Here is a 19,524-nt window from a genome sequence, read left to right as displayed (position 1 = left end):
GAGCGAGACGAAGGTGAACGAGGAGAACGGATTTCACGCGGTCGCGCCGCGGCTGACGCACAAGCATGCGCCCGCCGAAGCCTTCGTCAGCTCCGTGGTCGCCGACGCGAACGGGTGGACAGCGCACGCCCGGCTGCCCGGCCGGCACGGCTTCCACGCGGATTGCGCCGGCCGCCGATCGGGCTACTACGATCCCCTTCTCCTGCTCGAGGGTCTGCGCCAGGGGTGCATCGCCGCCAGCCATCTCCTGTACGACGTGCCTCTCGGTTTCCACCACACGGTCCGTTACTACGAGTTCTCCGTTCTGGACCTGGCCGCGCTCGGTGCCGGGCCGGAACACCTCGACGTCGAGTTCGATACCGTTGTCCGAAAGGAGTTTCGGCGATCCGAGCACGGCCGGATCCATGGTCTGGACGTCGCCGCGACAGCGACTTGGGGCGGGACGAAGGCGATGGAGCTGTCCGGCGCATTCGGTTGGGTTTCCGAGGAGTCCTGGCTGCGCATGCGCGCCGGATCGAGCTGGGAACCGGTGGCGCAACCGTCGCCGACCGATCCGCCGACCGTGGGCCGGACGCGCCCGGCCAACGTGGTGATCGGCGAGCCGGTTCGCGTCGGCGCCGACGGCTCGGTTTGTGCGCCCGTCGTGGTGGACATCCACAATCCGACGTTCTTCGACCACCCGCTCGACCACCTGCCCGGCGGCCTGATTCTCGAGGCGTTCCGGCAACTTTCGCTAGCCGGGCTGGGGCCGCGGGCCGCGACCACCGTTGGACCGACCCGGCTCCGATGCGACTTCCACTCGTTCGCGGAACTGGATGCGGTGAGCAGCGTCGCGCTGACACCCGCCGACGACGCGCTGGCTTTCCGCGGAGAGGTGCACCAGTCCGGTCACACGAGGGCCACGGTGGAGTTGGCTTTCGTCGCCGCGGACGACCCCGGTGGAGCAGATCCCCCGCGATGACGGTTTCCGCGCGCGCCGGGCGCATCGGAGCCTTCCTCGTCGAGCGATGCCTCCCCGTCTACCCGGTTTATCTGGCGCTGTGGGTGGTTGCGGCCGAGAGCCTCACCGTCGTCATCGCGGGATCGGCCGGCCCGTGGCGACCGTCGTGGGGTACCGCTACGAAGGCGCTGGCGCTGATGGCGGCCGGCGCCTTCATGCGGATGGTCGACGATCAGAAGGATCTCGACTACGACACGCTTCACCACCCGACGCGACCGCTGGTGCAGGGCCGGATCACCACGGGTGAACTTCGCGCGGCGATGGTTCCGGCGGCCGCCGCCGCGCTGGCCCTGGCCGTCGCGGTGTCGCGCTGGGCCGTCGCACTGCTCGCCGCCACCCTGGCGTACAGCCTGGCGGTGTGGTGGCTGGAGACCAAGTGGAACCTCCTGCGGGACAACGCAATCGTCAACCTGGTCGCGGTCTGCCCGGCGCAGTTCCTGGCCACGGGGTTCGCGATGACCGGCTGTCCCGGGATCGGTGAGGCGCCGTGGTGGCGGCTCGCCGGCGTGCCGTTGGTGTTCACCGGCGCACTGCTGCATGCGGAATTCGCCAGGAAGATCGCGCGGGCGGCCGGTGCGGGCGCGGTGGGGGACGACCCGCATTCCTACTCGGAGTTGCTCGGGGTCACCGCCAGTGCGTTACTGGCCTGCGGCGCCGGACTTTTCGCGGTGGTCGCGGAGATCCTGGTGTCCATGCCGTGGTCATGGGCCGGGCCGCGGTGGCCGCTGGCGTGGCTGCCACTTTCGACCGCGGCCCTGCCGCTGGTGTCAGCGTGGAGTTTCCTGCACGCCCGGGCACGCGATCATCCCAAGGTGTTGCCGACCCTCTTCGTCGTCGTCTTCTATCTGAGCATCGTCGGCCAGGGTCTCGCCAGATGAGCTGGTGTCGCGCTCATCTGGTGCTGGCCCTGCGGTAGCCCACCATGATCGGCCACAGACACGCCAGGATGATGCCGCCGCACCACAGCAGGAATTCCGTTGCCGGCGTCCACACCGGGCCGCCCGCGGACAGTCCGCGCATCGCATCGTCGGCAAGCGACATCGGTTGGTTCCGAACCATCGGCTGAACCCAGTCGGGGTACATGTTCGCCGGCACGAATCCCGTGCAGAACGTAACGCCGAGGACGATCACCGGCTGCGTCGCCTCCACCATGATGGCCCTGGGCCAGTAGAGGGCTGCGGTGGTGGACAGCGCCGCGAACGCCACCCCGAAGACCACCGGAAGCGCCACCCACAGCGCCGCGCCGCCCACCGCGCGATGGAAGCGAAACCCCAGGGCGACACCGACACCCAGGATGACCAGCGTGGTGAACAGCAGCCGCACCGTTTCGCCCCCCAACCGGGCGAGCAGACCCGCGGCGCGGTGGATGGGCAGCGCCCACAACCGGCCGAGGAACCCGCCGAGACGCTCGGTGTTGATGCCGACCATGCCTGTCGAGGAGCCCGACATCGCCGACAGCAGGGCCACCAGCGCGACGCTGCGGTATATCGAATCCTGGCCGGTGATCGCGGTGATGGAGTTGCCGAAGACGACCTTGAGCATGAGCAGAAACGATGCGGGCAACAGCACGCCGTGGACCAGCGTCATGGGGGTCCGGGCCGCGCGGAGGAGCAGCCTCCAGGTGAGCACCCGGGTTTGAAAGATGAGTTCGGTCAGCGGGTTTCGAGAGGGTGGCTCGGCGCCGGGCAGCGCGTCGGCGAGTGCCGTCATCAGGCCCTCCTCCGGTAGACCACGAACGCCCAGGGCAGCGTCAGTGCCATGAGCCCCACCACCCAGGCCAGGGCCGGTCCGATCACGGACCAGCTGACCGGGGCCACCCCGCCGGCGGAGTCACCGGCAAGCGCCCGTAGGGCCTCGACGATCCGGGAGACGGGTTGGTTGCGGACAATCGGCGCAATCCAGCGCGGAAACCGTTGCAGCGGCTGGATTCCGACCGAAAGAAACCCGAATATCAACTGGGGCAACAATAACCACTGCGACATCGCGCCGGGATCGCGCGATCGCGTGCCGAGGGTGTCGCCGAGCAGGGCGAGAGCGAGTCCGGTGAGCAGCGCCAGCAGGCAGAACGCCCCGGCGTCGACCGGTCCGCGATGAAAGCGGAAGCCGATCACGTGTCCGCATGCCAGCGCCACGGCCAGCCCGAGAGCGCAGCGATAGATGCTGGCGGTGATCCGGGCGGCCAGCGGCGTCAGCACCGGCACCGGCAGTGACCGGAAGCGCCGATTGATCCCCTCGACGGAGTCGGTCGCGGCCCGGAAGGCGGTGGAGATCGACGCGAATGAGATGGCCTGCAAAGCGATCAGGGGCAGCAGGAACTGCGCGTAACTGCTCATCCCCAGGTCGGGCCCATCCATGAGCCGGTGCAAGGGGATGTAGATGCTCGCCGTCACGGCGACCGTGACGGCCACGCCCACCGCCACCTCGCCGTTGCGCAGGGTCGGCGCGATCAGCCGCACGGTCAACACCCACCACTGCCGCATGCCGGACGGCTTCGGATGGGTCAGGGTCACGCCGGTCACAAGGCGGCCCCGTCCGCGTCGGCCGCTCGGGCACCGCCGCCCTCGGCATGTCCGGTCAACGAGAGGAACACGTCATCGAGTGAGGGCCTGCGCAGGGCGATTTCGGCCAAGTCAATGCTCGCGGAGTGGATTCGCGTCAAGGCGACGGCCAGCGTGTCCGCACCGTCCGGGGCGGGCATGACCACGCGGTCGGACTCCGGGGTGACCGCGGCCCGGCTGGTCTCCGGCAGCAGCGGGCCCAGGGCTTGGGCGATGGCGCCGACGTCAGCGGGATTCTTGGGCACGAACTCGCAGAAGGTCCCGCCGATGCGCTCCTTGAGGTCCTCCGCGGTGCCCTGCGCGACGATCCTGCCGCCGTCGAGCACGACGACCCGGTCGCTCAGCGCGTCGGCCTCCTCGAGGTACTGGGTGGTCAACAGCGTCGCGATGCCCGCGCCCTTCAGCGTGGCGATCAATTCCCAAATGGCCCGCCGGCTGCGTGGATCCAGCCCGGCGGTCGGCTCGTCCAGCAACACCACCTCGGGCCGGACCACCAGCCCGCAGGCGATGTCCACACGGCGGCGCATGCCGCCCGAGTAGGTGGCCACTCGGCGGTCGGCTGCGTCCTCGAGGCCGAAGTCCCGCAGCAGTTCGCGGGCCCTGGCCCCGGCCGCTGCCTTGTCCAGGCCGTGCAGACGGCCGAACATCATCAGGTTCTCGTAGCCGGTGAGTATCTCGTCGAGCGAGACGTGCTGACCGGTCAGCATGATGGAGCGGCGCACCATCGCCGGTTCGGCGACGACGTCGTGGCCGGCCACCCGTGCGCGCCCCCGGTCCGGCTTGGTCAGCGTCGCCAGGATCTCCACGGTGATCGTCTTGCCGGCCCCGTTGGGGCCGAGCAGAGCGACGACCTCGCCGCGGCCCACGTCGAAGGAGACGTCATGCAGCGCAGTGACCGAACCGAACGACTTGCAGATGCCTTCGACCTCAATGCCTTTTCCCGGGCCCGGCATTGCGTCGCTATGGCTCGGCACAGAGGGAACGGGCGGGGCGGTCAAACCATCGAACGCATCGTGTCGGTCTTCGTAGCATCTCGACACCCACGGCCACAGGCCCGATCTAAACACCCGCGTCGCGCCCGGGGCAACGCCATGGCGGACCAGCCGTTCGGGTGGCGATCGAATGGCGTTGACTAGCAAGCATTCACGCGCCCCGGCAAGGAGGCGGCCCCAGCGTTGGGGTCGACCAGGGAGCCGCATCCAAGGAGAATCGCGTATGCAACGGCATCCCGCCGGCAGGCCCCGCGCCGCCCGGGCGGGCGCGGCGAAAGGAGCACGCCTGTGCAGACCAACTCCCTGTACGGCCCCGTCTTCTTCACGGCGATGTCGGTGTTGTTCCTGGCGCTGTTCGTGCTGAACGTGTTCACCCACGGCACGACGCTGGGCTTGATCGGCACCGGTGCAGCGCCGCGGTGATGGGCTACCTCGCCTACCGCGGCTGGTCCCGCGGGCGCAGGGTTCCTCGAAGCTGACGACGGCGGTAGGCGCCGGTCGCGCCATCCAAGTCCTGATGCCGAGAAGCACTGACCTTGTTACTGCGGGTCAGACACATTGGTCGGGGTGGCGGGATTCGAACCCACGGCCTCTTCGTCCCGAACTCTGCGTAGTGGGCGTTTGTAGCTGTTGACCGCGTTGGCTGAACCACTAAATCGCATGTCAGAGCGTTCGAGCTGTTGGTGGATGGCGTGACTTGACGAAACTACTGCGGACGCTGTGCGGACGGGTGGGCTGACACCATTGCAGTCGCTTAGGTGCCGCCAGCATGAGCATGCGAGTTCCGACGAGCATCCGGCCGGCCCGTAGCCTGCTCGCCGAAGAGGCCGGCAGCAACGATACGTCCCCTTAACGTGCGAAGACGTGCCGCTGAGCATGAACTGTTCAGACCTGTTCCGCCAACACCTAGCGTCCTATGCTGGTGAACCGGGACCTCGGGGGCCGGAAGCGGCGGAGGGTCGGATGACCGCAGCGACCGGGTGCCGCACATGTGGCACTGAGCCGCGCGTGGGTGCGCGATTCTGTGACGGCTGCGGCGCACCAGTCACCAAATATGAGGCCCATGCGGAGTACAAGCAGGTAACCGTCCTGTTCGCCGACGTGGTGCATTCCATGGACATCGCCGGAATCGTCGGACCAGAGCGCCTGCGCGAGATCATGACCGACCTCGCCGACCGGTGCGCAGTGGTGGTGCAGCGGTACGGCGGGACCGTGGATAAGTTCACCGGCGACGGGATCATGGCGGTCTTCGGAGCACCGGTGGCCTTGGAGGACCATGCTCTCCGGGCCTGCCTTGCGGCTTTGGGGATTCAGGAGGCGGCGAAACGGCTCGCGGTCGATGTCTACAAGCGCGACGGAGTGGAGCTGCAACTACGGGTCGGGCTGAACTCCGGTGAGGTGATCGCCGGTGAGATCGGCTCGGGTCCGTTCGGTTACACCGCGGTCGGCGAGCAGGTCGGGTTGGCCCAGCGGATGGAATCGGTGGCACCCCCAGGTGGGGTGATGCTCAGCGCGTCCACGGCACGACTGGTGCGGGGCGCTGCGACTCTCGGCGAATCCGAGCTGGTTGCAATCAAGGGTGCCAACGAGCGGGTGCCTGCCCGTCGGCTGCTGGCCATGGACGACGGACATCGCACTGCCGAGCGTGCGGAGTCGCACCTGGTGGGTCGGCGCTGGGAAATGTCGGCCCTCGAGGGCCTGTTGGAACGTGCCATTGACGGGCGCGGCGCGGTGGTCGGTGTGGTCGGGCCGCCGGGGATTGGCAAGAGTCGTCTGGTGCGCGAGGTGGCGGTGATGGCGGCCTCCCGGCGTGTGGAGGTGTTCAGCGTCTTTTGCGAGTCGCACACCAGCCAGGTCCCCTTCCATGCGGTGGCACGGCTGCTGCGGGCGATCACGGGCATCACGGGCCTTGACCCGCTGGCCGCACGAGCGCGGATACGGGCGCAGTTCCCTGGCGATCCCGAGGACTTGGCGCTCTTCGACGATCTGCTGGCCGTCGCCGACCCCGAGGTGGAGCTGCCCAAGATCGACCCCGATGCGCGGCGGCGGCGGTTGACCGCGCTGGTGAACGCCGCCTCGTTGGCTCGCGAAAGCCCGCGGGTTTACGTCATCGAGGATGCCCACTGGATCGACGAGGTCAGCGAGTCGATGCTCGCCGACTTTGTGCGGGTGATCCCGCAGACGCCCTCGCTCGTGCTGGTCAGCTGCCGGCCGGAATACGAAGGCGCGCTGGCCCGGGTGCACGGTGCTCAAACCCTCGCCCTTGCACCGCTGAGTGATTCAGAGACCGCAGCGTTGGTCACCGGGATGCTCGGCCGGGACCCCTCGATGGGTGCACTGGGCGAGAAGATCGCCGAGAGGTCTCTCGGGAATCCGTTTTTCGCCGAGGAGATCGTGCGCGACCTGGCCGAGCGCGGCGTATTGCTGGGTGAGCCAGGCGCTTACAGCTCGGCGATAGAGGTTAGCGAGGTGAACGTCCCCGCGACCTTGCAGGCCACCATCGCCGCGCGCATTGACCGGCTCGATCCGGCAGCCAAGCGCACGCTGAGCGCGGCGGCGGTAATCGGTTCACGCTTCAGCCGGGGCTTGCTGGAAACGCTGGGGATTGATCCCGCCCTGGAAGACTTGCTGGCGGGCGAGCTGATTGACCAGATCACCTTCACCGGACACCCCGAGTATGTGTTCCACCACCCGCTGATCCGCACCGTGGCCTACGAATCCCAACTCAAAGCGGATCGCGCGGAGCTGCACCGGCGGGTGGCAGCCGCCATCGAATCACGCGATCCCACGATGGCGGAGGAGAAGGCGGCGCTGATCGCCGAGCATCTAGAGGCCGCTGGTGACCTCCACACGGCGTACGGCTGGCACATGCGCACCGCCACCTGGGCGACCAACCGTGACATCAATGCGGCGCGACTGAGCTGGGAACGCGCACAAAAGATCGCCGACACGGTACCTGCCGATGACCCTAACCAGGCAGCCATGCGCATCGCCCCGCGCACCATGCTTTGCGGGATTGCCTGGCGAGTCCATGAACATGTTGCCGGTGCCCGCTTCGACGAACTGCGACAATTATGCACCGCCGCCGGCGACAAGGCATCACTGACCATCGCCATGGCGGGGCTGGTAGTGGATCACGTATATCAGGACCGGATGCGCGAGGCGTCAGAGCTGGCATCGGAAGCTATGGCCCTCATCGAGTCGATCGGCGATCCAACCTTGACCGTGGGGCTGTCCACTGCGGCCATCTACGCCAAGATTGAGTGCGCTGAGTATTGTGACGTGCTGCAGTGGTCACAAAGGGTCATCGACTTGGCCCACGGCGATCCTTCCATGGGCAACTTCCTATTCGGGTCCCCATTAGCGGTCGCCTTTGCGATGCGGGCTATTGCCCGGTGCTGTCTGGGTCGTCCGGGATGGCGTGGTGACCAACAGCAGGGGCTGGCTCTGGCCCGTGCTGCCGACCCTGCGTCCTACACCCTGGCGGTCACCTACATCTACGGCGTAATAACGAATGGCGTTCTAAGGCCCGACGATTCCGCGATGCGCGAGATCGAGGCTGCCCTGCGGGTTGCCGAACGATCGGGTGATAACCAGATGTTGACTTTCGCCCGGATGACGCTGGGCCTTGCTCGCTGGTACACCGCGACACGGCCGCGGAGCGTGATCGCGGAGAGAAGCTGCTGGCCGAAGTCAGCGACGTGTTCGTACGCCGGGGACACAATCTGGGCGAGTTGCCGCTCGTCAACGTGTACGTGGCACGGGAGAACGCTCGCCGTGGAGATCGCGATGACGCCATACGGCTCATGCGCGCCAACGCTGACCATCTGTTCCGCGAGGAACATCTGCTGGCATGGGGCATTCCAGCGACGGGTGTTGTGGTGGAGACACTGCTTGACCGCTGGGCCGAGGGAGATGCGGCCGAAGCCGAGGCCGCGCTCGAGCGATTAGCGGCCGCGCCAGCCCAAGAGGGTCTGGTGATACGCGATGTCTGGCTGCTGCGGCTGCGGGCTCTACTGGCGCGGGCGCACGGCGATGCCGCGACCTACACCCACTTGCGGGATCGCTACCGCGACCTGGCAAAAGCGCTAGGCTTCGAGGGCCATATCGCCTGGGCCGAGGCGATGCCATGACGGCGGCTGCCCCTTCGGGCGTGGTGACGTTTCTGTTCACTGACGTGGAGGGTTCGACCCGTCGGTGGGAAGCGGACGCCGATGACATGCGGGCGGCGCTGGCTGCCCACGACGGCGTGTTGCGTTCGGCGGTCGATGATCAGGGCGGCTGGTTGTTCAAGCACACCGGCGATGGAGTGTGTGCGGCCTTCGCCTCGCCAAACTCCGCAGTCAATGCTGCGGTAGCCGCGCAGCGAAAGCTGGAGTTGCCGGTGCGGATGGGGCTTGCCACCGGCGAAGCCGAGCTGCGTGAGGGTGATTACTTCGGGACGGTTTTGAATCGAGCAGCACGCCTGATGGCCTCCGGCCATGGCGGACAAATCCTGCTGGCCGAGTCGACGGCCGGTCTGCTCAGTGGGGTTGATCTCATCGATCTGGGACCGCGGCGGTTGCGGGATCTTCCTACTCCGGTTCAGGTGTTTCAGGTCCGTGCGGTGGGCCTGCGCACGGACTTTCCGCCGTTACGCGCGCTTGACGCGAGTCCGGGAAATCTGCGTCCTGCGGTCACCAGCTTCATCGGGCGCGAGGCGGAGGTCGCCGAGTTGCAAGCCGCGGTGAAGGCGCATCGGTTGATGACCCTGACCGGAGTGGGTGGGGTCGGTAAGACGCGTCTCGCGTCGGAAGTGGCGGCCCGGTTGGCTGACGAATTCCCCGACGGGACTTGGTTTTTCGACTTGGCCGCGGTCACGGATCCGGCCGCGGTTCCCGACGCCGTCGCGGCGGTGTTGGGCATCATCCAGCAGCCCGGCAAGAGCGTGGCTGACAGTGTCGCGGCCGCGTTGGAAGGGAGGATCCGGCTGCTGGTGTTCGATAACTGCGAGCACGTGGTCGACAGTGTCGCGGATCTGGTCGAGGCGATCCTCGCTGCATCGGCAACCGTCACAATCTTGGCGACCAGTCGGGAGGGCTTGGGGATCAGCGAAGAACAGTTATGGCGCGTCCCGTCGCTCGACGTGAACGCCGGAACCGAATCCGCTGCCGTGAACCTTTTCCTGGACCGTGCGCAAAGTGTGGTGTCGGACTTCGTGATGGCTCAATCCGGCGAGGCGGACGCTGTGGTGGAGATTTGCCGCCGCTTGGACGGCATCCCGTTGGCCATCGAGTTGGCCGCGTCGCGGATGGCGTCGATGAGCGCAAGGGAAGTGCGTGATCGTCTCGATCAGCGGTTCCGGCTGCTGGTCGGATCCCGACGCGGCCTGTCACGCCACCAAACCCTGCGCCATGCGGTGGCGTGGTCCTATGACCACCTCGACGATGCGGAGAAACCGCTGCTAGAGCGGTGTTCGGTGTTCGCCGGCGGATTCGACCTCCAAAGCGCCTGTGCCGTAATGGGTTCCGATGATGACTTGGCCACCCTGGATCTGCTCGATGCCTTGGTGCGCAAGTCGCTGCTGGTGGCTGACCGGTCTTCGGGGCGGACCCGGTTTTCGATGCTCGAAACGATCCGCCAGTTCGCCGAGGAACAACTCGCCGCCCACGGAGAAGCCGCCGAGGCGCGGGCCGCCCACTCGCGGTACTTCGCCGGACGCGAAGCCGAGATCCTGGCCCTGTGGGACAGCCCGCGCCAACGCGAGGCATACGACTGGTTCGCCATTGAGCTGGCCAACCTGCGCACCGCGTTTCGGTGGGCCGCCGACCAGGGCGACCTCGATGAGGCCGCCACCATCGCCGCCTATGGGGGGTTTCTCGGCATAGGTGCCGCAACCTTTGAGCCGATAGCCTGGGCTGAAGAGCTGATCGAGCCCGCCCGCGCAGTCGATCACCCGCGGCTGGCGTTCCTGTACCCGATTGCGTCGTGCTGCTACGCGACCGGACGGATTGAGGCGGCCGTCGGCTACAGCGAGGCCGGGCAGATCTTTCTCGGCAGAAGCCGCGACGCGCTGCTGCACGGCATCGAAGCCTGGCTTGGATCGGTATATCAAATCATCGGGCAGCCGGAGCGGTTGGCCGAGTTGTGCCGCGCCCAGCTCGCACGCCGCCGCGATACCCATGTCCACATCCGGTCATGGCTGGTCGGCGCCCTTGCGTTGGCCGGGTCCGGCGCGGAGGCGAGGGATTGCGCGGATGGCCTCATCGAGGATGCGGAGACAACAGGCAACCCGTCCGAGCTCGCGTTCGCCCTCGGTGCCTACGGTGCCGCTTTTCGTGACGCAGATCCCATCGGGGCGCTGCACGCGCTCGGCCGGGGTCTGGTGATCGCTCAAGACAGCGGCAACCGCGCCAACGTGTCAATCCTGGCTATATTTCTGGCACGACTCGAGGCCGAACGCGCCGAGACCTTATCCGCATTCGATCACCTCACTCTGGCAATCCGCGACCTCCACAATGCGGGCAACGCCACCGCGGTGCGCGCCCCGCTGGCCGTCCTCGCCGCACTTCTCGACCGGCTCGGACATTACGAACCGGCGGCCACCATCGCCGGGTTCGCGCTCAGCCCTTTCTCTGCGTCGGCGGTCCCCGAAATCACCACCGCGATCACCCACCTCCGCCAGGTCCTCGGCGACCAGACGTACGAGTCACTCGCCCGCAAGGGCGAAACTATGCCCACCGCCGAAATGGTGACCTACGCCTACGACCAAATCGACCAGGCCCGAACAGAACTCAAACACCCTGGTTGAGTTGCGTGTGTCGCGTGTCCAACGCGAGAGCGGCGTGCTCGCCGATTCACCGCTTGCGTTCATCCGCTGCGCCAGAGAGCCTTCTTCTCGTTGCCGACCTGTTCCCAGATGACTGGACGCCGCAGTGCTGGCGTTGCGCAAAAGTACTGCGGACGCGCTGCGGACGGATGCCCAAGCGAGTTCCTGATGCCGAGCAGCACTGACAGTGTTTGCTGCTGGTCAGGCCCTTGAATAAGAGTCGGGGTGGCGGGATTCGAACCCACGGCCTCTTCGTCCCGAACGAAGCGCGCTACCAAGCTGCGCCACACCCCGCTTGAAGCTCCGACAGCCTATCGCACCCGCCCGCCGGCCCACCAAATCGCGGCGTCGCGGCGGTCACGCCCAGACGCAGGAGCGCTCGAATTCGAGCAGCGCCTCGGCATGGCCGCTCGGGTCGAGCCCCTGGGCGGTCACCCAGTCGTCGTTGAAGTAGGTGTCGACGTAGCGGTCGCCGCTGTCGGCGAGCAGGGTCACCACCGAGCCGCTGCGCCCGTCGGCGACCATCTCGGCGAGCAGGCCGAAGGCGCCCCACAGGTTGGTGCCCGTCGACGGGCCCACCCGACGGCCCAGGACGGCGCTTGCGTGGCGGGTGGCGGCGATCGAGGCCGCATCGGGGACGGTCATCATGCGGTCGACCACGCCCGGCAGGAACGACGGTTCCACCCGCGGCCGGCCGATGCCCTCGATCCGCGACGACACCGGCATCACGATGTCGTAGCGTCCCTCGACGTAGGCGGGGAAGAACGCCGAATTCTCCGGGTCGACGACGCACAACCGGGTCGCGTGCCGCCGGTAGCGGATGTAGCGGCCGATCGTCGCGCTGGTCCCGCCGGTGCCCGCGCCCACCACGATCCACTCGGGGATCGGGTACCGCTCGTCGCGCATCTGCTCGTAGATCGACTCGGCGATGTTGTTGTTGCCCCGCCAGTCGGTGGCGCGCTCGGCGTTGGTGAACTGGTCGAGGTAGTGCCCGCCGGTCTCGTCGGCGACGCGCTGGGCCTCGGCGTACACCTGGCTGGAATCCGTGACGAAGTGGCAACGGCCGCCCTGCGCCTCGATCAGCGCCACCTTGGCCGGACTGGTCGTGGCCGGCATGACGGCGACGAACGGCAGGCCCAGGAGCGCAGCGAAGTAGGCCTCCGACACGGCCGTCGACCCCGATGACGCCTCGACCACCGTGGTGCCCTCGCGGATCCAGCCGTTGCACAGGCCGTAGAGGAACAGCGAGCGCGCCAGGCGGTGCTTGAGGCTGCCGGTGATGTGCGTCGACTCGTCCTTCAGGTACAGCGCGACGTGGGCGCCCGGTCCGTCGGACCCGTTAGAGGACCACGCCGACGGCAGCGGATACCGGAGCAGGTGCGTGTCGGCGCTGCGCCGGGCGTCGGCCTGGATGAGCCGGACCGCGTTGTCCGTCCAGCGGCGCGGCGGGGTACGGGTGGCGGTCGGAGTCGCCTCGGTCACCGCACCGAGGCGGTGGGCTGCGACCGGCTCAGGTCGCTGGTCGCGTCCCGCCCGCCCATCGGGCTGGCGATCAGCGTGAGCAGGGTCGCCTCGGGCCTGCAGCAGAAGCGCACCGGCGCGTACGGGGAGGTGCCCAGCCCGGCGGACACATGCAGCTGCATGCGCGCGCCCCAGCGGGACGGTCCCTTGGCCCGGGAACGGTCGAGGCCGCAGTTGGTCACCAGGGCGCCGTAGAACGGCAGGCAGAGCTGACCGCCGTGGGTGTGCCCCGCCATCACAAGCTGGTAGCCGTCGGCGGCGAAGCGGTCCAGCACGCGCGGCTCCGGCGAGTGGGTCAGCCCCAGCCGCAGGTTGGCGGCGGCGTTCGCGGGGCCGGCGATCGTGTCGTACCGGTCGCGGTCGATGTGCGGGTCGTCCACGCCGGCGGCGGCCACGTGCAGCCCGGCCACCTCGAACTCGCGCCGGGTGTGGGTGAGGTCGAGCCAGCCCCGTTCGGTGAACGCCGCGCGCAGGTCCTGCCAGGGCAGCGCCTCGCCGCGGACGCGGCGCGCGGGATTGGTCACGTAGTGCAGCGGGTTCTTCAGGGTCGGTCCGAAGTAGTCGTTGCTGCCGAAGACGAACACACCCGGCCGCGCGAGCAGGTCCCCGAGCGCCTGGATCACCGCCGGCACCGCCTTGGGGTGCGCCAGGTTGTCGCCGGTGTTGACCACCAGGTCGGGCTCCCAGGCGGACAGCTCGCGGACCCACGCCTGCTTGCGGCGCTGGTTGGGCGTCATGTGGAGGTCGCTGATGTGCAGCACACGCAGCGGCGTCGAACCCGGCGTCAGCACGGGCATGGTGATCTCGCGCAGCGTGAATGCGTTGCGCTCGACGAGCGAGGCGTAACCGATGCCGGCGACGGCCGAGCCGAGCGCGGCGGCGCCGGTGCGTGTCAGGACGGGCAAGACAGCCATGCAGGAAGCCTACTGCCGGTTGCGAACTGGCAGCGCATTCCGCGCGCCACAGTTTCTGATCGCGTCGCCGACTAGGGCGGCGGCTGGCCCGGCGGCGGCGGGGGCGCCAGCAGCGGGATGGTGATCGGCGGCAGACCCGGAATCTCGACCACCTGCGACCCGACCGGCGGCGGCACGCCTTCCGGCGGCGGAGGCGGTGCCGGCGGAATGCCGTTGCTGACCTGCAGGGTGATGATCGAGCCCGGGATCGTCTGGCCGCTGGGTGATGTTCCGACCACCTCGCCGGCCTTGGCGCTGCTGTTGACGGAGTTGGTCTGGTCGGCCACCTGGAATCCGGCGTCCTTGAGGCGCTGGCGCGCCGTCTCCACCTCGAGGCCGGCCACGCTCGGCACCCGCGAGGCCGGCGAGCCGTCGACGTAGCGGGGGTCGGTCGGCGGCATCGCCACCGGCCCGAACGTCGTCGCGATCGGCTTCATGGCGGTGAACCACGTGCGGGCGGGCTCGTTGCCGCCGTAGAGGTCGCCCTCGCCGCAGTGGCGCAGCGGGGCGGAGCACAGGTCCGTGGGGTTCGTCGAGTCGTCGTAGATGTAGTTCGCGGCGGCGTAGTGGCTGGTGAATCCGACGAAGCCCGACGACCGGTGCGCCTCGGTGGTGCCCGTCTTGCCCGACACCGGCAGGTCCCAGCCGGCGGCGCCGGCCGAGCCGGCCGCCGTGCCGCCGCCCACCGCGTCCTTGCTCATCGCGTTGGCGAGGGTGTTCGCCAGCCCCTCGGGAACCACCTGATCGCACGTCTCGGTGGTGACGGCGACCTCGTTGCCGTTGCGGTCGATCAGCTTGTCGATCGGGTTGGGCGGGCACCACACGCCGCCGGAGGCCAGCGTCGCGGCGACGTTGGACAGCTCGAGCGCGTTGACCTCGATGGGTCCGAGGGTGAACGAGCCGATGTTCTGCCGTTTGACGAAGTCGGCCAGGCTCTCGTTGCTGTCGGGGTTGTACGTGCGGGCGGTGCCCGGGTCGGCGTAGGAGCGCAGGCCGAGCTTGATCGCCATGTCGACGGCGCGTGCCACGCCGATCTGGGTGATCAGCTTGGCGAACGCGGTGTTGGGTGAGGTGGCCAGCGCGTCGGTGACGCTCATCGAGCCCCGGTAGTTGCCGGCGTTGACCACGCACCAGGTTTCCTTCGGGCAGCCCTTGGCGCCGCCGCTGCCGAAGCCCTTGGCCTGGAATCGGGGCGGCGCCTCCAGGGTCGCGTTGATGCCCATGCCCATGTCCATCGCCGCGGCGGTGGTGAAGAGCTTGAAGATCGACCCCGCGCCGTCACCCACCAGCGAGAACGGCTGGGGCCGCATCGTCTCGCCGGCATCGGTGTTCAGGCCGTACGTGCGGTTGCTGGCCATGGCCATCACCTTGTGGGAGTCCTTGCCGGGCTGGATCACGCTCATCACGCTCGAGATGCCGGGCAGGGTCGGACTGGCGAACTTGTCGATGGCCGCCTTGACCGGGATCTGAACGTCGGGGTTCAGCGTGGTGCGGATCAGGTAGCCGCCCCTTGCGACCTGCTCCTTGCTGATCCCGGCGCGCGAGAGGTACTCCTGCACGTAGTCGCAGAAGAACGCCCGGTCGCCCGCGGCGATGCAGCCCCGCGGAAGCTCGTTGGGTTGCGGCAGCACGCCCAGCGGGGTGGCCTTGGCGGCCCGCAGCGCATCGGCCTCCTGCGGCAGGTTCTCGATCATCGTGTCGAGCACCAGGTTGCGCCGGGCCAGGGCGCCGTCGGGGTTGACGTAGGGGTTGAGCGCGGTGGTCGACTGCACCATGCCCGCCAGCAGGGCGGCCTGCTGCCAGTTGAGGTCGGAGGCGTTGATGCCGAAATAGGTCTGCGCGGCGTCCTGCACACCAAACGAGCCGTTGCCGAAGGAGACCAGGTTCAGGTAGCGGGTCAGGATTTCCGGCTTGGTGAACGTCTTGTCCAGCGTCAGCGCCATCCGGATCTCGCGCAGCTTGCGCGCCGGCGTGGTCTCCACCGCCGCGCGCTTCTCGGCGTCGGTCTTCGCCGTGACCAGCAGCTGGTAGTTCTTGATGTACTGCTGCTCGATCGTCGACCCGCCGCGGGTGTCGACGTCGCCGCGCGCGTATCCGGCCAGGCCGGTCAGGGTGCCCTTCCAGTCGACGCCGTTGTGGTCGGCGAACCGTTTGTCCTCGATCGACACGATCGCGAGCTTCATCGTGTTGGCGATCTTGTCGCTGGGCACCTCGAAGCGCCGCTGGGAGTACAGCCAGGCGATGACGTTGCCTTTGGAGTCGACCATCGTCGACACGGCGGGCACCTCGCCCTGCAGCAGCTGCGCCGACCCGTTGGCGACGACCTCGGACGCCCGGTTCGACATCAGGCCCAGCCCGCCTGCCAGGGGGAACATCAGGGCGGTGACGACGACGCTCGCCAGCAGGCAGCACCCGGCGAGCTTGAGAATCGTGAGCGCTGCCGGCGGGCGGTCGGACATGCGTTCTAGGGTAGCGGTCCCCCGGACCGTCACCGCCGCATCCGCCGACGGCTACCGGCGCAAAACTCTTCCGTCGCGGTGACCAGGGAATTTATCCTGGCTCTGGGCAAAATTTTCACCCGCGTAACCCTACGGACGCTCGGAAGTAGCCCGACAGAGCTTGGCTAGACGTGCCGATCGGGGGCAAGACTGCACGCGCGTCCCAAAAAAAGCGTTATCAGACTGTTGCGCAATTCCCCCTTGACCACCTAACTTAGACACACGGTGAGATTCAGATAACACCGAAGTGCACAGTGTGGCGTGGATCGCGGAGGGGTCTGCACCCGAAGAAGCCGGTCGTGACGAGCGGCCGACAGGAAGGGAACAGCTCGTGTCAGGATCACGGCCTGCCGCGCGTAGGACGAACATCGCGGCCGCACAAGGTGTGCTCCGAAGCGTTGACGCCGAGGAACGAATCGCCTGGGTTTCAAAAGCGTTGTGCCGGACCACGGATCCCGACGAGCTGTTCGTCCGGGGCGCCGCCCAGCGCAAGGCCGCCGTGATCTGCCGCCACTGCCCGGTGATGCAGGAGTGCGGTGCCGACGCTCTGGACAACAAGGTCGAGTTCGGCGTATGGGGCGGCATGACCGAGCGGCAGCGCCGGGCGCTGCTCAAGCAGCATCCCGAGGTCGTTTCGTGGTCCGACTTCTTCGACAAGAGAAGGAACCGCGGCGTCAGCTGACGCGTACGCGCCCCGTAGGGCGTCTCCAGGTGATGACGCCGCGATGTGTGCCCCGGTAACGAAAATTGCAGTTTTCGTGATTACGTCAATGTTACGGCTCTCGGGCGACGCATCAGCGATAGTGTCTAATAACGCCTCTGCGCGTGTCGAATACGAACGCGCTTGTGTCCATTAAGAATTCGCCAGCTACCTTTTGCGCTTCCTGGGCTACAACTGGCGCGTGACTAATAAGGCCCGAAGGGCTGGGGCGAAGTCCGGGTTGTTCAGCGGGCCGCCGAGCGGCCCGCCCCGTCGCCGACCGACGTGATCTGGTCGGCGAGGGCTCGGAGCGCCTCGAGGTCCGAAACGTCGAACGGCAGCGAAGGGACCCCGACCACCGGCACGTGCGGGTGGGCGCCGGTGAAGCGCGACAGCAGCCGGATCTCCCGTTTGGCGGTCTGCGCCCGGTCGGCGTGAATCCGCAGCACCCCGGCGGCCAGAGCCGCCACTTCCGAGTCCTGCTGGGCCTCCAGCGTCTCGCTGCCGTCGATCGCCCGCTCCACCGGCAGGGAACACAACGGCGGATGCGTGCGGTTCAGGACCAGGCCGGCCAGCGGCATCCCCTCCTGCGAGAGCCGGTCGACGAAGAACGCCGCCTCCCGCAGGGCGTCCGGTTCGGCCGCCGACACCACGACGAACTGCGTGCCGCGTCTCTTCAGTAGCGCGTACGTGCGATCGGCCTTCTCGCGGAAGCCGCCGAAGGTGGCGTCCAGCGACTGCACGAACGCCGCGGCATCGCTCAACATCTGCGACCCGAGCACGGTCGACATCGCCTTCATCGCCAGGCCCATCGCACCGGTCACCAGCCGGCCGATGCCCCGGCCGGGCGCCAGCAACAGGCGCCACAGCCGGCTGTCCATGAAGCTGCCCAGGCGTTTGGGGGCGTCGAGGAAGTCGAGCGCGTTGCGCGACGGGGGAGTGTCGACCACCACGAGGTCCCAGCGGTCCTCGGCCAGCAGCTGACCCAGCTTTTCCATCGCCATGTACTCTTGCGTGCCCGCAAGCGAACTCGCGACCGTCTGATAGAACTGGTTGTCCAAAATCGCTTGCGCCCGACCGGCACCCGAGTACTGGACCACCATTTCGTCGAACGTCCGGCGCATGTCGAGCATCATCGCGTGCAGCTCGCCCGAAACCTCCGGCGCCAGCGGGACGCGCTGCGGGGTGTTACCGAGGTCGTTCACCCCCAGCGCCTGCGCCAGCCGCTTGGCGGGGTCGATCGTCAAAACGCACACGTTGCGCCCGTATTCGGCCGCGCGCAAGGCGATCGCGGCGGCCGTGGTGGTCTTGCCCACCCCGCCGGCGCCACAGCACACGACGACGCGGTTGGTGGTGTCGGCGAGGATAGCGGCCATATCCAGGGCCGGCGGTGCGACACTCATCGAACCCCCTGTTGCGCAAGCGCTTCCGATAGTTCGTAGAGACTGCCGAGGTCGACGCCGTCGGAGATGGCCGGCAGCTCCAGCCGGGGCACCTTCAACGCGTCGAGTTGTTGGGCGATCTCCGCACGGGCCGTGATTCTCGTTGCGTGCTCGATGGTTTCGGTCAGCAGGCCGGCGAATTCCTTGTCCTCCAGCGTGATTCCCGCCATCTCCAGTCCCGCCCGCACCGAGTCGGCGTCGATGTCTCCCTCGGCGGCCTTGGCCAGGTCGCGGGCCTCGAGGAAGGGCGGGATGTTGCGGTTGACGATCACGCTGCCGATCGGCAGTTTCATCTCAGCCAACTCCTCGATGGCTTCCATCGTTTCCTGGACCGGCAACGCCTCGAGAAGGGTGACCAGGTGGATGGCGGTCTGATCGGAGTGCAGCAGCTTGACCACCCCCTCGGCCTGCGAGTGCACGGGCCCGCCCCTGGCCAGGTCCGACACCGCTTTGGTGACGTCGAGGAAGCGCGCGATCCGGCCCGTGGGCGGCGAGTCGACCACGATCGCGTCGTAAACCGGGACCCTCTTCTTGTCGACCCGCACCACCGACTCCTTGATCTTGCCGGTGAGCAGGACGTCGCGGAGACCGGGAGCGATCGTCGTCGCGAACTCGATCGCGCCGATGCGGCGCATCGCTCGGCCGGCGATGCCGAGGTTGTAGAACATGTCCAGGTATTCCAGGAACGCGGCCTCGATGTCGATCGCCAGGGCATTGACCTGCCCGCCGCGCTCGGCGGTCGCGATCTTGAGCTCCTCGTAGGGCAGCGGTGGAACGTCGAAGAGTTGCGCGATGCCCTGCCGCCCTTCGACTTCGACCAGGAGCACCTTGCGGCCCCCTGCCGCGAGGGTCAGGGCCAGCGCGGCCGCGATGGTCGACTTGCCCGTGCCGCCCTTGCCGGTGACGAAGTGCAGGCGGGCTTTCGACAGGCGCGCGGGCCAGCCGATGGAACTAGCGTCTTCGCTAGAAGTGGTTGCCACCTTCGCATGCTAGCCCGACGTGGATCGGGCCCTTGGGCTGGCCAGAGCCGTTCGCACCCGCCCGATAAGCTC

General features: G+C 67.9%; 12 protein-coding genes, 1 tRNA gene and 2 pseudogenes. 6 read left to right on the top strand and 9 right to left on the bottom strand.

The genetic code is table 11. The features are described 5' to 3' along the window. Nucleotides 1–13 precede the first annotated feature (13 nt). Together GPY60_RS04405 and GPY60_RS04400 are read left to right on the top strand one after the other, a co-directional pair. Nucleotides 14–961: an AfsA-related hotdog domain-containing protein gene (locus GPY60_RS04405; RefSeq protein ID WP_156686407.1), complete on the top strand. Its 948-nt coding sequence runs from the start codon at nt 14–16 to the stop codon at nt 959–961. Then, on the top strand, nt 958–1,878 hold the full coding sequence (locus GPY60_RS04400) for a hypothetical protein (RefSeq protein WP_156686406.1): 921 nt from the start codon (nt 958–960) through the stop codon (nt 1,876–1,878). Before GPY60_RS04405 ends, GPY60_RS04400 begins: the two co-directional genes overlap by 4 nt. Nucleotides 1,879–1,891: 13 nt before the next feature. Here GPY60_RS04400 and GPY60_RS04395 read toward each other — a convergent pair whose 3' ends face one another. From GPY60_RS04395 to GPY60_RS04385, 3 genes are read right to left on the bottom strand one after another with little or no spacing between them, the layout of a single operon-like run. Then, nucleotides 1,892–2,710 (bottom strand): ABC transporter permease, encoded by an 819-nt coding sequence (locus GPY60_RS04395; protein ID WP_156686405.1) that lies wholly within the window; start codon nt 2,708–2,710, stop codon nt 1,892–1,894. Beyond that, complete coding sequence (locus GPY60_RS04390; protein ID WP_231639316.1) at nt 2,710–3,519, bottom strand: ABC transporter permease; 810 nt, start codon at nt 3,517–3,519, stop codon at nt 2,710–2,712. The genes GPY60_RS04395 and GPY60_RS04390 overlap by 1 nt, the downstream gene beginning before the upstream one ends. After that, on the bottom strand, nt 3,516–4,511 hold the full coding sequence (locus tag GPY60_RS04385; protein WP_156686404.1) for an ATP-binding cassette domain-containing protein: 996 nt from the start codon (nt 4,509–4,511) through the stop codon (nt 3,516–3,518). The genes GPY60_RS04390 and GPY60_RS04385 overlap by 4 nt, the downstream gene beginning before the upstream one ends. Nucleotides 4,512–4,838: 327 nt before the next feature. On the opposite strand from GPY60_RS04385, the pseudogene GPY60_RS27400 reads away from it, so the two are divergent. The 3 genes and pseudogenes from GPY60_RS27400 (at nt 4,839) to GPY60_RS04370 (ending at nt 11,340) form a co-directional block, all read left to right on the top strand. Beyond that, nucleotides 4,839–5,029 (top strand): annotated as a pseudogene (locus tag GPY60_RS27400) (hypothetical protein). 484 nt (nt 5,030–5,513) lie between these two features. Continuing rightward, a pseudogene (locus GPY60_RS04375) lies at nt 5,514–8,683 on the top strand (ATP-binding protein). Continuing rightward, a complete protein-coding gene (locus GPY60_RS04370; protein WP_156686403.1) occupies nt 8,680–11,340 on the top strand; it encodes an ATP-binding protein in 2,661 nt (886 codons plus the stop codon). Before GPY60_RS04375 ends, GPY60_RS04370 begins: the two are co-directional and overlap by 4 nt. A 238-nt stretch (nt 11,341–11,578) precedes the next feature. Here the strand turns inward: GPY60_RS04370 and GPY60_RS04365 are convergent. The 4 genes from GPY60_RS04365 to ponA2 form a co-directional block, all read right to left on the bottom strand. Continuing rightward, nucleotides 11,579–11,652 (bottom strand) — tRNA-Pro (locus GPY60_RS04365). A 63-nt stretch (nt 11,653–11,715) separates the two neighbouring features. Then, entirely contained in the window at nt 11,716–12,840 is a 1,125-nt protein-coding gene (locus GPY60_RS04360; protein ID WP_156686402.1) for a PLP-dependent cysteine synthase family protein, read from the bottom strand. After that, the gene (locus GPY60_RS04355) at nt 12,837–13,793 is read right to left on the bottom strand and encodes a metallophosphoesterase (protein ID WP_156686401.1); all 957 of its coding nucleotides are present in this window, start codon (nt 13,791–13,793) and stop codon (nt 12,837–12,839) included. Before GPY60_RS04355 ends, GPY60_RS04360 begins: the two co-directional genes overlap by 4 nt. A 71-nt stretch (nt 13,794–13,864) precedes the next feature. Further along, the gene (ponA2, locus tag GPY60_RS04350) at nt 13,865–16,291 is read right to left on the bottom strand and encodes a transglycosylase/D,D-transpeptidase PonA2 (protein ID WP_156686400.1); all 2,427 of its coding nucleotides are present in this window, start codon (nt 16,289–16,291) and stop codon (nt 13,865–13,867) included. Between the two features lie 370 nt (nt 16,292–16,661). Here ponA2 and GPY60_RS04345 point away from each other — a divergent pair, with 370 nt between their 5' ends. Continuing rightward, complete coding sequence (locus GPY60_RS04345; RefSeq protein ID WP_156686399.1) at nt 16,662–17,012, top strand: WhiB family transcriptional regulator; 351 nt, start codon at nt 16,662–16,664, stop codon at nt 17,010–17,012. A 263-nt stretch (nt 17,013–17,275) separates the two neighbouring features. On the opposite strand, the gene GPY60_RS04340 is transcribed toward GPY60_RS04345, so the two are convergent. Both GPY60_RS04340 and GPY60_RS04335 read right to left on the bottom strand, forming a co-directional pair. Further along, nucleotides 17,276–18,433 (bottom strand): ArsA family ATPase, encoded by a 1,158-nt coding sequence (locus GPY60_RS04340; RefSeq protein ID WP_156686398.1) that lies wholly within the window; start codon nt 18,431–18,433, stop codon nt 17,276–17,278. Then, a complete protein-coding gene (locus tag GPY60_RS04335; protein WP_156686397.1) occupies nt 18,430–19,452 on the bottom strand; it encodes an ArsA family ATPase in 1,023 nt (340 codons plus the stop codon). The genes GPY60_RS04340 and GPY60_RS04335 overlap by 4 nt, the downstream gene beginning before the upstream one ends. Nucleotides 19,453–19,524: the final 72 nt, after the last annotated feature.

The sequence above is a fragment of the Mycobacterium sp. Marseille-P9652 genome (genome assembly GCF_902652685.1).
GTDB lineage: Bacteria > Actinomycetota > Actinomycetes > Mycobacteriales > Mycobacteriaceae > Mycobacterium.
The sequence above is the reverse complement of the archived record's forward strand: the minus strand, read 5'-3'. Positions and strand labels throughout refer to the sequence as shown.

Excerpts from the sequence above, each read along its gene's own strand:
- GPY60_RS04400 (WP_156686406.1), top strand. The coding sequence starts at position 958 with ATGACGGTTTCCGCGCGCGCCGGGCGCATCGGAGCCTTCCTCGTCGAG.
- GPY60_RS04395 (WP_156686405.1), bottom strand. The coding sequence starts at position 2,710 with ATGACGGCACTCGCCGACGCGCTGCCCGGCGCCGAGCCACCCTCTCGA.
- GPY60_RS04385 (WP_156686404.1), bottom strand. The coding sequence starts at position 4,511 with ATGCCGGGCCCGGGAAAAGGCATTGAGGTCGAAGGCATCTGCAAGTCG.
- GPY60_RS04370 (WP_156686403.1), top strand. The coding sequence starts at position 8,680 with ATGACGGCGGCTGCCCCTTCGGGCGTGGTGACGTTTCTGTTCACTGAC.
- GPY60_RS04355 (WP_156686401.1), bottom strand. The coding sequence starts at position 13,793 with ATGGCTGTCTTGCCCGTCCTGACACGCACCGGCGCCGCCGCGCTCGGC.
- ponA2 (WP_156686400.1), bottom strand. The coding sequence starts at position 16,291 with ATGTCCGACCGCCCGCCGGCAGCGCTCACGATTCTCAAGCTCGCCGGG.
- GPY60_RS04340 (WP_156686398.1), bottom strand. The coding sequence starts at position 18,433 with ATGAGTGTCGCACCGCCGGCCCTGGATATGGCCGCTATCCTCGCCGAC.